The sequence below is a fragment of the Anaerotignum sp. MSJ-24 genome (assembly GCF_018918145.1).
Taxonomy (GTDB): Bacteria; Bacillota; Clostridia; order Lachnospirales; family Anaerotignaceae; genus Metalachnospira.
In genome coordinates, this window is record NZ_JAHLPX010000001.1 from 362,279 (window position 1) to 375,966 (window position 13,688).

The 13,688-nt window shown below is 39.6% G+C and carries 10 protein-coding genes; 7 read left to right on the plus strand and 3 right to left on the minus strand.

Features of this window, described 5'->3' with window-relative positions; genetic code table 11:
* Window positions 1-37: 37 nt before the first annotated feature.
* On the minus strand, window positions 38-262 hold the full coding sequence (locus tag KQI66_RS01665; protein WP_216426964.1) for a PF20097 family protein: 225 nt from the start codon (window positions 260-262) through the stop codon (window positions 38-40).
* Window positions 263-373: 111 nt separating this feature from the next.
* Here KQI66_RS01665 and KQI66_RS01670 point away from each other — a divergent pair, with 111 nt between their 5' ends.
* The 4 genes from KQI66_RS01670 to KQI66_RS01685 all read left to right on the plus strand — a co-directional run bounded on the left by KQI66_RS01670 (window position 374) and on the right by KQI66_RS01685 (window position 6,659).
* A complete protein-coding gene (locus tag KQI66_RS01670; protein WP_216426965.1) occupies window positions 374-1,213 on the plus strand; it encodes a DUF4397 domain-containing protein in 840 nt (279 codons plus the stop codon).
* Window positions 1,214-1,659: 446 nt separating this feature from the next.
* Entirely contained in the window at window positions 1,660-5,196 is a 3,537-nt protein-coding gene (nifJ, locus tag KQI66_RS01675; RefSeq protein ID WP_216426966.1) for a pyruvate:ferredoxin (flavodoxin) oxidoreductase, read from the plus strand.
* A gap of 242 nt (window positions 5,197-5,438) precedes the next feature.
* Window positions 5,439-6,137 carry a hypothetical protein gene (locus tag KQI66_RS01680; protein WP_216426967.1) on the plus strand — a complete coding sequence of 233 codons (699 nt, stop codon included), beginning with the start codon at window positions 5,439-5,441 and terminating at the stop codon, window positions 6,135-6,137.
* 360 nt (window positions 6,138-6,497) lie between these two features.
* Window positions 6,498-6,659, plus strand: coding sequence for a hypothetical protein (locus KQI66_RS01685; protein WP_216426968.1), 162 nt, complete (start codon window positions 6,498-6,500; stop codon window positions 6,657-6,659).
* Between the two features lie 248 nt (window positions 6,660-6,907).
* Here KQI66_RS01685 and KQI66_RS11425 read toward each other — a convergent pair whose 3' ends face one another.
* Together KQI66_RS11425 and KQI66_RS01695 are read right to left on the minus strand one after the other, a co-directional pair.
* The gene (locus KQI66_RS11425; protein ID WP_216426969.1) at window positions 6,908-7,828 is read right to left on the minus strand and encodes a prepilin-type N-terminal cleavage/methylation domain-containing protein; all 921 of its coding nucleotides are present in this window, start codon (window positions 7,826-7,828) and stop codon (window positions 6,908-6,910) included.
* A 113-nt stretch (window positions 7,829-7,941) separates the two neighbouring features.
* Complete coding sequence (locus tag KQI66_RS01695; RefSeq protein WP_216426970.1) at window positions 7,942-8,583, minus strand: GNAT family N-acetyltransferase; 642 nt, start codon at window positions 8,581-8,583, stop codon at window positions 7,942-7,944.
* A gap of 182 nt (window positions 8,584-8,765) precedes the next feature.
* Between KQI66_RS01695 and KQI66_RS01700 the strand changes: the two genes are divergently transcribed.
* Genes KQI66_RS01700 through KQI66_RS01710 form a run of 3 tightly spaced genes read left to right on the plus strand, consistent with a single transcriptional unit; the run spans window position 8,766 to window position 13,571 of the window.
* The gene (locus tag KQI66_RS01700; protein ID WP_216426971.1) at window positions 8,766-10,745 is read left to right on the plus strand and encodes a DNA gyrase/topoisomerase IV subunit B; all 1,980 of its coding nucleotides are present in this window, start codon (window positions 8,766-8,768) and stop codon (window positions 10,743-10,745) included.
* Window positions 10,746-10,759: 14 nt separating this feature from the next.
* Window positions 10,760-12,988 carry a DNA gyrase/topoisomerase IV subunit A gene (locus KQI66_RS01705; protein ID WP_216426972.1) on the plus strand — a complete coding sequence of 743 codons (2,229 nt, stop codon included), beginning with the start codon at window positions 10,760-10,762 and terminating at the stop codon, window positions 12,986-12,988.
* Between the two features lie 16 nt (window positions 12,989-13,004).
* On the plus strand, window positions 13,005-13,571 hold the full coding sequence (locus tag KQI66_RS01710) for a GNAT family N-acetyltransferase (protein ID WP_216426973.1): 567 nt from the start codon (window positions 13,005-13,007) through the stop codon (window positions 13,569-13,571).
* Window positions 13,572-13,688: the final 117 nt, after the last annotated feature.

The following is a 13,688-nucleotide window of genomic DNA, read 5'->3' on the forward strand; positions in this document are numbered from 1 at the left end:
TAGCATAATATGAGATAATTTTAAAGAAATATGAAAGTCACATATTGCTCTTATCATAATCAATAATAATTTTCTTGCATTTACTGCAATTATAGGCAATCAAAGTTGAACCTCTTAAAATATTTCCTTCTGACAAAATAACGTCCCCCTTTGATTTATCTGCTATATTTGTAAGCATATTCTTCTTAGTTCTCCAGCTTATTTCCTGTGGACTTCTTATATAGCCACATTTCATTTCTTCATTACAATATGGACATTTCATAAAAATCCTCCCTTATATGATTATATAGTTTATTATATAATATTTGTTAAAGTGTAACAATAATTTATTTAATGCATAATATATCGTAAATGTCCTTTCCGGAGTGATATTATGTCCAAAGAAATCAAAACAAATCTTACAAGAAATTATTATACGGAGAACCGTATTAAATTTTATGACGAAGGCTTTATAAACGCCTTAGCTGCAAACGCCGTGGAAACAACACGTTCACAGCCGGCAGGCATTCCCGAAGGAAAAGAAGCCGCCGTCCGCTATATCGAAAAAGGCCCTTCCGGCGTTGCCGAAGAAAGCGGAGTAAGCTACGAAAGCATACTTACCAATCCGACCGAAAACAATTCCATGGCTGAGAATGCCTCAGAAGTCAGATTTTACAGCTTGATTAATGACAACAGAGAGATTACCATATCAACAGGAGAGGTTACTCTTGCCGAAAACCTTAAACCCGGTACATTAAGCGAGCCGTCAACGCTCGGAAACGGCGATTACGACATTGTTTTCAGCGACGGAAACAAGCTTTTATATGATTACAAGCTTACATTAAATAACAGCGGCTCTTATATATTTGTTATCTCCGAAAGCGGCAACAGCTACACAGTTACGGAGCTGAGCGGTGCCGTTCCCGAATGCTTTGCGGAATCGTCCTTTGTGCGGTTCATCCAGACTGTGGAAAACGCTCCGTCAATGGATATTTATATCGACGGCATTGCCGTAATAAACGGAATTGCATACAATGAGGTGTCTGCTTTTATCGGAATACCGCAGGGCGTTCACCGCATTACAGTGGCTGCGGCAGCCACTTCTATTGTATATGCTGATGAAAGTTTTAATTTTACACAGTACAGTGTTAATAACCTTTTCATAACTTTAAACGGCAAAAGCGGTTACCGTTTAATACTGCTTACAGAGGAAAATGCCTGTATAAAGGTCTGACCACTGATAAATTATTACCGAATATATGGTAATAAAATCCTTACCGGCACATCTTTGTCTGACAATAACTATGACATATAAAAGTCGATTTTTAGGCAGAAATGCGGTATTTCCACGAAAAATTTGTGTTCGTAAATATTTGTTAGAATAGACTAAATTTACAAATCTAAAATAAATTAATATTTAAAATTTATTAAATATTTTTTTAATTCTACTTTTTTTTAAAAAATTTAGCTTTCAGTTCAAAATTCAGAGTGCCAATTATTAAAAACGCCCACAAACCTTTGAGAAAATCTCGGAAAATCAGCATTTATCGGATGTTGTATGACAACCGATGTTTTTACAAACTGTTGATTAGACCGTTTGACTTTGATATAATTTAACCGTACAAATTTGCAAATATTAACCACTCATTATGGTAGATAAATCTTAAGGAGGATATGCAAATGTCTAAAGTAATGAAAACTATGGACGGTAACGAAGCAGCTGCATTCGCATCATATGCGTTTACAGAAGTAGCTGGTATTTTCCCTATCACACCGTCATCTCCGATGGCTGAGCACACAGACGACTGGGCAGCTAACGGAAAGAAAAACCTTTTTGGTCAGACAGTTAAAGTAGTAGAAATGCAGTCAGAAGCAGGTGCTGCCGGAACAGTTCACGGTTCACTCGCTGCAGGTGCTTTAACAACAACTTACACAGCAAGCCAGGGACTTCTTCTTATGATCCCTAACATGTACAAAATTGCCGGCGAGCTTCTTCCCGGTGTATTCCATGTAAGTGCCAGAGCTCTTGCAAGCCACGCACTTTCAATCTTCGGCGACCATTCAGACGTAATGGCTTGTCGTCAGACAGGTTTCGCAATGCTCTGTTCAAACTCAGTTCAGGAAGTTATGGACCTTGCTTGCGTAGCTCATCTTTCAGCTATCAAAGGAAGAGTTCCTTTCCTTCATTTCTTCGACGGTTTCCGTACATCACACGAAATCCAGAAGGTAGAATGCATCGATTATGATGAACTTGCTAAGATCATTGATATGGATGCAGTAAACGAATTCAGAAGAAGATCACTCAACCCTGAGCATCCTGTATTAAGAGGTACAGCTCAGAACCCTGATATTTTCTTCCAGGCAAGAGAAGCTTGCAACCCTTACTATGACAACATCGTTCATGTATGCGAAGACTACATGAAGGAAATCAGCCGTATCACAGGCAGAGATTACCAGCTCTTCAACTACTACGGTGCTCCCGATGCAGAAAGAGTTATCATCGCTATGGGTTCAGCTTGTGAAGCAATCGAAGAAACAATCGATTACCTTACAGCTAAGGGCGAAAAGGTTGGTCTTGTTAAGGTTCATCTTTACAGACCTTTCTCAGTTGAGCATTTCCTCAAAGCTATCCCTGCTACATGCAAGGCTATCGCTGTTCTTGACAGAACAAAAGAGCCCGGCGCACAGGGCGAGCCTCTTTACCAGGATGTATGTACAGCACTCTTTGACAAGGCTGACAGACCTACAATCGTTGCAGGACGTTACGGCTTAGGTTCAAAGGATACAACACCTGCACAGATCATCGCTGTATATGAAAACCTTAAGGCTTATGCTCCTAAGAACCACTTCACACTCGGTATCGTTGACGACGTTACATTCCACTCACTTGAGATTGGTGCTCCCGTTGACGTAACAGCTGGTGACGGCACAATCCAGTGTAAGTTCTGGGGTCTTGGCGCTGACGGTACAGTAGGTGCTAACAAGAACTCAATCAAAATCATCGGTGACCATACAGACAAATATGCTCAGGCATATTTCGATTATGACTCAAAGAAATCAGGCGGTATCACACAGTCACATCTTCGTTTCGGTGACAAACCTATCCGCTCAACATATCTTGTAAACAAGGCTGACTTTGTTGCTTGCCACAAACAGTCATATGTTCACATTTACGACAACATTCTTACTGACCTTAAGGATGGCGGTACATTCCTTCTTAACACAGAATGGTCAGCAGAAGAGCTTGACAAGAATCTTCCTGCAGCAATGAAGAGATATCTTGCTCAGCACAACATCAAATTCTACATCATCAACGGTACTGATATTGCAGCTCAGATCGGTCTTGGAAACAGAATCAACTCAGTTCTCCAGGCTGCATTCTTCAAACTTGCAAACATCATCCCTATCGACGAAGCAGTTGATTACATGAAGGCTGCTATCAAAAAGACATACGGCAAGAAGGGTGACGACATCCTCAACATGAACTATGCCGCTGTTGATCAGGGTGTTGCAGGCGTTGTTGAAGTTAAGGTTCCCGCTGAATGGGCTAACGCAGTTGACGAAGCTGCTCCCGCTGCTAAGGATGAACCTGAATATGTTAAGACAATCGTTGCAGCAGTTAACGGACGTAAGGGCGATTCACTTCCTGTAAGTGCATTCAAGGGTATCGAAGACGGTACAACACCTCTTGGAACAGCTGCTTACGAAAAGAGAGGCGCTGCTGTTAATATTCCTGTATGGGATCCTGCAAAATGTATCCAGTGTAACCAGTGTTCATATGTATGTCCTCATGCTACAATCCGTCCTTTCCTTCTTACAGCAGAAGAAGCTGCTAATGCTCCTGAAGGCTTCAAGATGGCAGACGCTAAGGGTGGCGCAGCATTCGAAGGCTACAAATTCGCTATGCAGGTTTCATCACTTGACTGTCTTGGATGCGGTAGCTGTGTAACAGTTTGCCCTGCTAAGGAAAAGGCAATCACAATGGTACCTCTTGCAACACAGGAAGCAGAAGCTGCTAACTGGGAATATGCAATGTCACTTGCACCTAAGAAGAACCCTATGGACAAAGCTTCTGTTAAGGGTAGCCAGTTCGAACAGCCTTTACTTGAGTTCTCAGGCGCATGTGCTGGTTGTGGCGAAACACCTTATGCTAAGCTTATCACACAGCTCTTCGGTGACAGAATGTATGTAGCAAACGCAACAGGTTGTTCATCAATCTGGGGTGGTTCAGCTCCTACATCACCTTACACAACAAACGCTGAAGGCAAAGGCCCCGCATGGAGCAACTCACTCTTCGAGGACAACGCTGAGTTCGGTCTTGGTATGGCTACAGCAGTTAGACACATGAGAGAAGGCATCAAGGCTAAACTTGAAACACTTAAGCCTATGGCATGTGAAGAACTTGCAGCAGCAATCGACAACTGGATCGCTAACATGGCTCTTGGTGAAGAATCAAAGGCTGCATCAGCAGAACTCGTTGCTAAGCTTGAAGGCTTTGTAACAGAAAATGAAGAAGCAAAAGCTATCGTAGACTACGTTCTTGAAAACAAGGATCAGCTTGTTAAGAAGAGCCAGTGGATCTTCGGTGGTGACGGTTGGGCATACGACATCGGCTACGGCGGAGTTGACCACGTTCTTGCTTCAAACGAAGACGTTAACATCTTTGTATTCGATACAGAAGTTTACTCAAACACAGGCGGTCAGGCTTCTAAGTCAACACCTGCAGGTGCTGTTGCTCAGTTCGCAGCAAGCGGTAAGAGAGTAAAGAAAAAAGACCTTGGTATGATGGCTATGAGCTATGGCTATGTATACGTAGCACAGGTTGCTATGGGTGCAAACCAGGCACAGCTTGTTAAGGCTCTTAAAGAGGCTGAAGCATATCCCGGACCTTCACTTATCATTGCTTACGCTCCTTGTATCAACCACGGTATCAAGGGTGGTATGAGCGGTGCTCAGACAGAGATCAAGAAAGCTGTTGAGTGTGGATACTGGCATATGTACAGATTCAATCCCCTTCTTAAGGAAGAAGGAAAGAATCCTTTCACACTTGACTCTAAGGATCCCGTTGGCGATTTCCAGGCATTCATCAAGAATGAAGTTCGTTACAGCTCACTTGTAAGAACATTCCCTGAAATTGCAAACGAACTCTTCGAGAAGACAGAGAAATATGCTAAGGAAAGACTTGAAAGCTACAAGAAGCTTGCAGAAGAAAAGTAATTAGCATAATATAGATTTTTTAAGAACCGCAGTTTTTCTGCGGTTCTTTTTGTATTCTCCCCTATCCTCTTTTACCGATAGTATTTACGTTAATCCTTTTTCTATTCCTATTCATTACAGATACCTTAATAATTTATTTTAATAAATTTCTTTACAATTTTATTAATATCCGTATTTTGATAATTTCCTATGGTATAATTAGCTAAAATAAACAAATTAAATAATTAAGGAGAGGAATTACAATGAATAAAAGAATAGCTTTAGCAGCAGTATGCTCCGCCCTTTCGCTCTGTACATTAACGACAGGTTTTACACTTAAAAATACAACTGTTCGTCCACCCGAAGCCGACCACGGTGTTATCGTTTCACAACCGACAAAAATGGCAGCATTAGATCCGGCGGCAACAAAAGGATATGAGCTTGTTACCAAAATCAGCAAGCTTGCAAAATCAGAGGACTACATAAAGCTTATGTCTGCTTCTCCCGAAATAAATGATATAATTAAAAAAATAGCAGACGGCTCATATACAACTCCTGTTTCTGTATACAGAGCAGATATTTCAGACGAAAACATTAATGCTCTTTTAGATGCTGAATTATCCTCCGACATTACAGATATAGTCAGACCTTCATTGGTAAATTCACTTCCCATATATCTTATCTCAACAGAAGGCTCTTCCGAGCTTGCGGCTGCTTCAATCGTTACGGCAAGTGAAACCTATGTAGACTCTGCAATAACAAATCCGGTAATGTTTGTTTATAATTATGACGGTGATTATTCAGTTATCGTAACAGAAGTTCCCGGAACAGATGGTGCAGTAACAACAACAGCATATTTTGTAAAGAATTCGGTATTCAAAGGCACAACAAAAGACGATATAACAGACACATTCAAGGAAAAAGAAAACGTAATCCTCAGCTTTATGGAAGTAAGATATTAAAAAGGCATTAAAATGAAAATAAATACGAATTGGGAAAATTATAATACACTCGGAAAAATACTTTATGTATTGCAAATCGTACTGATTATAGCCATATTATATTTTTCATTTACCAAATCTTTTGCAACATTTTATTCGTATATATGCCTTACTCTGTATTGGTTTATTGAGTCATATCTTTCATATAAAGAAAATAAAGGCTATAAGCTGACGTTGATTGTTGGATTGCTTTTTGCCATAAACGCAATTATTTCTTTTAATAGTTAAAAACAAGGGAATTCAGCTATGATACGCAAATTAGGAGCTTATATTTTTAGGATTGTAATAACGACTGTAATAGTTTTCTGCGGATACATATTTATGAACGGTATGTTTCTTATAGGTATACCAAAAGCAGAAAACTTACAGGCTGTTAAAATCGAATATTTCGAACCAAATCACGAGATTAAGGAAATAACGGACAGTTCAAAGCTTGAGCTTGCAGTAAAAATTACAGGCTTTCTTAACTATTCCGTATTCTAAAAAGCGGAAGAACCATTTGAGCCAAAGGTAACAATAACCTACTTATTAAATGACAGAACGGAAATAAGCGTTGCTGCTGACAACAACGCCGTTCTCCGGAAAGGAAAGCTTCACAAAATAAAACAGCCGGATATATTTATCAATATTTCCGAAACAATTTTTGATTAAAATAAACCCATGGAAGTATGGTATTTATTAATACATTTTCCATGGGTTTTAAATATTCATTCTATAAAAATATATATTTTTTATTGAGGCAATGTATCCTTATAATCAGGATATTTACCATCTTCAAACAGCTTTGAATAAGCTTTATAAGCATCTTCAAGACTATCGTAACGATCTCCTTTTGTATACTGCATAAAGCCATACGAATTATAAACATGATCTGCTATAGCAACATAATTCTTTCCGTCTTTTTTTCTTTGGGCTGTTGTTGTTTCGGATATATAGAAGCCTCCATCTGCTCTGCTCACAATTACCGGTATTTTTTTGCCAACTCCGACGTCATTTGTATTAACAGATGTCCAAAAGAAATATCTGTCAGACGCACTGTTTGGATCTCCAAGATACGCCCATGTACCATATTTCATAATACTATCACTTTCAATTTTAGCTTTTACTTTATCGACCATATCAGAATTAGGACATTGTGAATCTATCTCAAAATTATTATTCTTGCTATTAACCAAATCAGATAAAATATCTGTTCTGTTAAGCGGACCATGCACATCATTATTAAAACCGAAACCGGGATCTGTATTACCTCCATCGCTTCCCTTCCAGTTGAAAATAACGCCGATTGAAGGGTCATATGATACCTCACATATGCCATTTGCAACAGGAATTCCTTTCCAGTTATCAGTATCACCATCTTTTTTATAATGGGTTACATCTGCAATAGTAACAGGATCCATTGTCTGCCAATCGTCTTGATGCTGCTTAAGCTTTACAATTCTGACTTCATCTGTTTTATCATCCAGCATTGCCTCTGTTATCAATTCAGCGTATGCCGAACGAACATTAGCAATATCAACAACCTCACGGCTTTTCTCCAGATGCTTCGATAAAGCAGGCAATGCTATTACAATAAGTATTACAATAATTGCAATTACAATTAACATCTCCATAAGAGTAAAGCCTTTATTGTTTTCACAACTTTTACTCATAATTCTCATCACTTTCAAATAAACATGCTTATATTAATGTATCGTATAATTATACTACTAATTTTCATGTTTTACAACACTACACTACTATAAAATACATAGATTTTTTTAGCTTACTTTATAATATAACCTTCCGGAAGTGTTGCAAGCTGTGTCAACAACGGAAGCATAGGGTTATTTTCATCATCACCGTATTTTTCCAAAATCATTGCTCGCAATGCCTTGGACTGGTCATACATTTCTCCGTATTTTTCTCTTACTATGTCTTCGTTTTTCTCAGCATTGAGCTTTTCCGCAATCTTTACCGCAGGAGCATTATGCACATCAATAAGTGCTTTAAAGCCTTCCGCATTAAATATCTCTCTCGCCTTCTCTGCGACAGCTTTTACCGTTTCAAAGCCTATTCCTTTGCCTCTGTTTTCCTCTGCTATGTCAACAAATATTTCCGGCAGCTTTTTGTCTGTTCCTCTCAACTGACAGTAGCCGCAGAACGCACCGTTTTCTCTTATTGTCATTGTAACAACTGTGTTTTCCTTATGCTCCGAAAGACGTATAAAATACGCCTCATTGTCGTTATAGCAGGCATTAAGCTCTTTTTCGGCATCTCTGTTTATGTTGTCCATTGCCGCAACGGCTTTTCTTGATTCGTCGTTCAAAAGCTTTATATATTCGTCATGCTCACTTTCATTTATGTCCGATAACACAAGTCTTTCTGTATTAACAAATACTCCGTTTGTATCAAAAATATTTTCCATAAGTCCCTTTTATCCTCCAAAATATAATATTATTTTATTATATCATATGGCAGATAATACATCAAAGCAAATTTATATCGAATATATATTTCCATACACAAATATTCATTCGCATAGAACTTGACAAAAAAATCAAACTCGTTTATCATTAATAGATATAAACTAATTAAGCAGGTGTAGATATGGCTAATGCTAAAGAAAAACCAACCTATAATGACGACAGTATTTCCTCACTTAAGGGTGCCGACCGAGTTCGACTCCGTCCGAGCGTTATATTCGGCTCCGATGGTCTTGAAGGCTGTGAGCATACTGTTTTTGAAATATTGAGCAACTCCATCGACGAGGCCCGTGAAGGCTACGGAAAAAAAATAGAGATAACACGGTTTGCCGACCATTCAGTCTGTATAAAGGACTATGGCCGTGGTATACCCGTCGATTACAACCAGAAGGAGGAACGCTATAACTGGGAGCTTGTTTTCTGCGAGCTTTATGCCGGCGGAAAATACAACAACAACTCAGGTGAAAACTATGAGTTCTCTCTCGGTCTTAACGGTCTTGGAACCTGTGCAACGCAGTATTCCTCCGAATACATGGATGCAGTGATATATCGCGACGGCTTTAAATACACACTTCATTTTGAAAAAGGCGAAAACGTCGGAGGACTTAAAAAAGAAAAAATCGGAGGACATCTTACCGGAACGGAAATAAAATGGCGTCCCGATATGGAGGTTTTCACTGACATAAATATCCCTACGGAATATTTTAAGGACACTCTCAAAAGACAGGCTATCGTAAACGCCGGTCTTACATTTGTTTATAAGGATAAGGAAGCCGATACAACCGAGGAATTTGTATATCCCAACGGCATAAAGGATTATATAACCGAGCTTAACGCCGGAAAAGGCTTTACAGACATTCAGTATCTTTCCACAGAAACCAGAGGTCGTGACAGAGAGGATAAGCCGGAATATAAGCTTAAGTTTGAAGCAGCCTTCTGCTTCAACAACGAGATAAATTCACTCCAGTATTATCACAACAGCTCTTATCTCGAATACGGCGGCTCACCGGACAAGGCCGTAAGAAGCTCCTTTGTTTATGCAATAGACAAATATATAAAGAGTAATAATCTTTATAAAAAGGACGAAAAGAAAATTACTTTCAATGACGTTGAGGACAGCCTTATTATCGTTGTAAACTCCTTTTCCACAATAACAAGCTACGAAAACCAGACCAAAAAGTCTATAACAAACAAGTTCATACAGGACGCAATGACTGACTATTTCAAAAAACGTCTTGAAATATACTTTATTGAAAACAAGCTTGAGGCAGACAAAATAGCCAATCAGATACTTGTGAACAAGCGCAGTCGTGAAACGGCGGAAAACACAAGAGTAAATATCCGAAAAAAGCTTACAGGCAGTCTTGACATGAACAACCGAGTTGATAAATTCGTAAACTGCCGTTCAAAGGACGTTACCAGACGAGAAATATATATCGTTGAGGGTGACTCTGCTCTCGGCTCTTGCAAATTGGGACGAGATGCGGAATTTCAGGCAATTATCCCCATCCGAGGAAAAATTCTTAACTGTCTTAAGGCTGATTACGACAAAATATTCAAAAACGACATCATAACCGACCTTCTTAAGGTGCTCGGCTGTGGCGTTGAGATAAAAACAAAACACAACTCAAATATAAATTCCTTTGACATAAACCAGCTCCGCTGGAGCAAAATAATAATCTGTACCGATGCCGATGTTGACGGCTATCAGATAAGGACGCTCGTTCTTACAATGCTTTACAGGCTTGTGCCTACTCTCATAACCGAAAGAAAGGTGTTCATTGCCGAATCACCGCTTTATGAAATAACGTCCGGCAAAAACACATATTTTGCATATACCGAAACCGAAAAAGCCGATATTATCTCAAAGATAAAAGGCAAATATTCAATACAGCGTTCAAAGGGACTCGGCGAAAATCAGCCGGAAATGATGTGGGAAACAACAATGAATCCCGAAACAAGAAGACTTATACTTGTTACTCCCGATGACATAGAAAAAACAAAGGAAATTTTTGAGCTTCTTCTCGGCGAAAATCTTAAGGGAAGAAAGGAACATATCGAAAGTGACGGATACCGTTATCTCGACCTTGCCGATATTAGCTGATAAAGAGGTAAAAAATGGCTAAAAAAACTAAAAAAACCGAAAACAAAGAACCAAAAAATATAATAATCACCGAGCAGAAGATAACGGACACTCTTGAAGTGAACTATATGCCCTACGCAATGAGCGTCATTGTATCCAGAGCCATTCCCGAAATAGATGGATTTAAGCCTTCTCACAGAAAGCTTCTTTATACAATGTACAAAATGGGACTTATAAATGGAACAAGAACAAAGTCCTCAAACATTGTAGGCCAGACAATGAAGCTCAATCCGCATGGTGACGCCACAATATACGAAACAATGGTACGTCTTACAGAAGGCAACGGCTCACTTCTTCTGCCTTTCGTTGATTCAAAGGGAAACTTCGGAAAGCAGTATTCAAGGGATATGGCTTATGCGGCTGCCAGATATACCGAGGCAAAGCTTGCCGGAATATGCAATGAGGTATTCGGCGACATAGACAAAAACGCCGTTGACTTTGTTGATAACTTCGATGCTACAATGAAGGAGCCTGTTCTTCTTCCGACCGCATTTCCGAACATTCTCGTCAATCCGAACCAAGGTATTGCCGTAGGCATGGCAAGCTCATTCTGTAGCTTTAACCTTGCGGAGGTGTGTGAGGCAACAATAGCCTATATGTCAGATCCCGACTGCAACATTCTCGACTATATAAAAGCTCCCGATTTTCCTCACGGAGGAGAATTTATATATAACGAAAACGAGCTTTCCAATATATTCGAAACAGGCAGAGGCAGCTTTAAGGTTCGTGCAAAATACCGCTTTGACAAGAAAAACAGCTGTATAGAAATATATGAAATTCCCTATTCCACAAATATCGAAACAATAATCGACAAGGTTATACTTCTCGTTAAGTCCGGCAAAATTCGTGACATAACGGATATTCGTGACGAAACCGACCTCAAAGGCCTTAAAATAGCAATAGACATAAAGCGTTCAGCCGATCCGGAAATGATTATGACAAAGCTGTTCTCGCTTACACCGCTTTGCGATTCCTTTAGCTGTAACTTTAATCTGCTTATCGACGGCAGACCGCAGACATTAGGAATTAAAGGCATACTCAAGGAATGGGTTCGTTTCCGTATGGACTGCATAAAACGCCGCACAAAATACGATCTGGACAAGAAAAACACAAAGCTCCATTTGTTGCAGGGACTTTCAAAAATTCTTCTGGATATAGACAAGGCAATATCAATAATACGAAACACAGAGGTTGACGCAATGGTTGTTCCCAACCTTATGTCCGGTTTTGAAATTGACGAACAGCAGGCGGAATTCGTTGCGGAAATAAAGCTCCGTAACATAAACAAGGAATACATTCTCAACAAAATACAGGAGATAAGCGATCTTGTTTCTGACATTGCAGACCTAAACGCCCTTCTTTCCAGCGATACAAAGATAAAAAGACTCATTGCCAAGGAGCTTAAGAGCATAGCGAAGAAATACGGTTCACCGAGAAGAACCTCTATTATTGCCGATACGGAAACAAAGGCTCTCAAGGCAGAGGACTTTGTGGAAGACTATGCGGTCAAGCTGTTCTTTACGGCACACAATTATTTCAAAAAGATACCTATGTCCTCCCTTCGTACATCACCGGAACAGAAGCTCAAAGAAGAGGACAGCATTCTCTGCGAAATAGAATGTACAAACAAAGCCGATGTAATATTCTTTTCGGACAAATACAATGTATACAAGATGAAGCTTAAGGACATTGCCGACAGCAAAGCAAGTGTATTCGGCGATTATCTTCCGAACATACTCAGCATGGAGGAAAACGAGCGTATTCTCTTCTGTCTGGCAACAACGGACTATTCCGGATATGTATTCTTTGCCTTTGAAAACGGAAAGGTTGCAAAAATACCGCTCGAAAGCTATGCTACAAAGACAAACAGAAAACGTCTTATCAATGCCTATTCTTCAAAATCGCCGCTTATCGGCATAAGAAATGCAGACGGTGACTGCGATTTAATTCTTGTAAGAGATACGGACAAGGCACTTATGTTCAATACTGAGCTTATTCCGCTGAACACAAACAAGGCTTCCGGCGGCGTACAGGTATTTACAATGAAGAAAAAAAGCTTTATAACAAAGCTTTTCACAGCAGACGAATTTGTTTCCGAAAACAAGGAGGCATACAGAATCAAAAAGCTCACCTCCTCCGGCATAACAATTCCCGAAGACGATAAGGAAAGCAACTCAATTCCGGGACAGATAAACATAAAATAAGGACAGTGACATAACAATGGACAATGACATAATTTTCAGAACAGCATCGACAGAGGACGCAAAAGATATATTGGACATATATTCATATTATGTTATAAATACGGCAATTACATTTGAATACGAAGTTCCGACCATTGAGGAATTCCGTTCACGCATTGAGCATACGCTTGAACGCTATCCATATATAATCGCAGTAAAAGACGGAAAAATATTCGGATACGGCTATGCCTCGCCATTTTGTAACGGCAGAGAGGCATATGCACATTCTTCCGAGCTTTCAATTTACTTAAGCCAATCCATTCAGCATTGCGGTTTAGGCAAAAAGCTTTATTCAGTGCTTACGGATATACTTCTTAAGCAGAACATAACCAATCTTTATGCCTGCATAGCCTATACGGACAATGAGGACGAATATCTTACAAACGGCAGTGAGCATTTCCATGAGCATCTTGGCTTTAAAACCGTCGGAATGTTCAGAAAATGCGGATATAAATATAACCGTTGGTACGACATGATATGGATGGAAAAAATAATTGCCGACCATGGAACAATCCAGCCGTTTATTCCTTTTCCGGAGCTGTAATCAAAACCACTAGTTAAACTAGTGGTTTGTACTCGCCCTAGAAGGGCGTATTACAGGCGCAGCATCTTAAGATGCATTGAATGGATTCCGCCAACCGCATTACTATCTCTGGCAGCC

Coding starts and splice junctions, on each gene's coding strand:
- KQI66_RS01665 (WP_216426964.1), bottom strand. CDS start 262: ATGAAATGTCCATATTGTAATGAAGAAATGAAATGTGGCTATATAAGA.
- KQI66_RS01670 (WP_216426965.1), top strand. CDS start 374: ATGTCCAAAGAAATCAAAACAAATCTTACAAGAAATTATTATACGGAG.
- nifJ (WP_216426966.1), top strand. CDS start 1,660: ATGTCTAAAGTAATGAAAACTATGGACGGTAACGAAGCAGCTGCATTC.
- KQI66_RS01680 (WP_216426967.1), top strand. CDS start 5,439: ATGAATAAAAGAATAGCTTTAGCAGCAGTATGCTCCGCCCTTTCGCTC.
- KQI66_RS01685 (WP_216426968.1), top strand. CDS start 6,498: ATGAACGGTATGTTTCTTATAGGTATACCAAAAGCAGAAAACTTACAG.
- KQI66_RS11425 (WP_216426969.1), bottom strand. CDS start 7,828: ATGAGTAAAAGTTGTGAAAACAATAAAGGCTTTACTCTTATGGAGATG.
- KQI66_RS01695 (WP_216426970.1), bottom strand. CDS start 8,583: ATGGAAAATATTTTTGATACAAACGGAGTATTTGTTAATACAGAAAGA.
- KQI66_RS01700 (WP_216426971.1), top strand. CDS start 8,766: ATGGCTAATGCTAAAGAAAAACCAACCTATAATGACGACAGTATTTCC.
- KQI66_RS01705 (WP_216426972.1), top strand. CDS start 10,760: ATGGCTAAAAAAACTAAAAAAACCGAAAACAAAGAACCAAAAAATATA.
- KQI66_RS01710 (WP_216426973.1), top strand. CDS start 13,005: ATGGACAATGACATAATTTTCAGAACAGCATCGACAGAGGACGCAAAA.